2 protein-coding genes are annotated in these 1059 nt (G+C 31.3%); both read right to left on the bottom strand.

Features of this window, described 5'->3' with window-relative positions:
• Positions 1 to 142 precede the first annotated feature (142 nt).
• Positions 143 to 466, bottom strand: a complete 324-nt coding sequence (locus tag ACFIJZ_RS09850) for a helix-turn-helix domain-containing protein (RefSeq protein ID WP_015856199.1) — start codon at positions 464 to 466, stop codon at positions 143 to 145.
• Position 467: 1 nt separating this feature from the next.
• Positions 468 to 818, bottom strand: a complete 351-nt coding sequence (locus ACFIJZ_RS09845) for a type II toxin-antitoxin system RelE/ParE family toxin (RefSeq protein ID WP_041581387.1) — start codon at positions 816 to 818, stop codon at positions 468 to 470.
• Positions 819 to 1059 lie beyond the last annotated feature (241 nt).

Genomic DNA, 1059 nt, shown 5'->3' with positions numbered 1-1059 from the left:
ACAATAAAGTCAATAGGTTGAGTGTAATTATCTTATATGAATCCACTCAAGAATCCACACTTTTATACGTGATTCATTTGACCATTTTTTATAAAAGATTGCCATGTATGAATAGACCCAAAAAAGCTAATCATAAAGAAGTTTAAGAAGAAAAAACAACTTCAAAATGTCCTTCAAGCGTTTTAACTTCTTTCGGATTAACAATAATCTTTATATCGTTTCCCAATTTTGCCAAACACTCAAGCATTTTCATTTCACTAATTCCTCGAAATTCTCCACTTAAGAGTTTAGACAGTTTTGGTTGAGTCATTTTCAAAAGTTGACTAGCCTGTTTTTGTGTTAAGTTCTTTTCTTTCAGAATTTGACTAATCTTATGAGCAAGTTGCGCTTTGATAAGCATCTCTCTGGAATCTGAAAAGCCAAGATCCGCATAAACATTGGAACTACCGTGAAAAACATTGATCATTTTAATTCCCTTCTAATTGTTCTGCTAACTTGAGACGTTCTTTAATCAGATTAATGTCTGGTTTTGGTGTTGCAATGCCACGGGTCGATTTTTTCTGAAAACAATGCAACACATAAAGAGATTTTTTATATTGTATCGTATAAACAGCGCGATAAGTTCCTTGAATATCGCGTTCAATAATTTCTAGAACATTGGCAGATCCAAACCCCTTGAGAACCTTAACATTTTCTCCTCTATCTCCTATCTGAGCAAGATAAAGAGCATAACCAATCCTTTGTTGAATAAGATCAGGAAGACTTTTTATATCTTTGAGTGAAGAACCAAGCCATATGATACGTTTTATTTTACTCATGATTATTAATATACCCATATGGGTATATTTTCAAGTGGTTATTCTAATTTTGTGATTTTTTAATAACTATTATTAATAAAATTGACTTGATAAAAATGGTAACAAAAAACCATAATTGTTTATTTATCTTATGAAAAGCTGCTTTGTAAAAACCAACGCTTCCAAATGTAAAAAGAACGTTTTTTGCAGATATTTATTGAATATGCATTTGCTTTTGATTGGATTGTTAAAGCTACCGAGC

Origin of the sequence: Bartonella sp. CL70QHWL, from assembly GCF_042194855.1 — a bacterium.
Classification (GTDB): domain Bacteria; phylum Pseudomonadota; class Alphaproteobacteria; order Rhizobiales; family Rhizobiaceae; genus Bartonella.
The sequence above is the reverse complement of the archived record's forward strand: the minus strand, read 5'-3'. Positions and strand labels throughout refer to the sequence as shown.

What these genes read in the sequence shown, in the direction of transcription:
- ACFIJZ_RS09845 (WP_041581387.1), bottom strand. Translation starts at nt 818, where the DNA reads ATGAGTAAAATAAAACGTATCATATGGCTTGGTTCTTCACTCAAAGAT.
- ACFIJZ_RS09850 (WP_015856199.1), bottom strand. Translation starts at nt 466, where the DNA reads ATGATCAATGTTTTTCACGGTAGTTCCAATGTTTATGCGGATCTTGGC.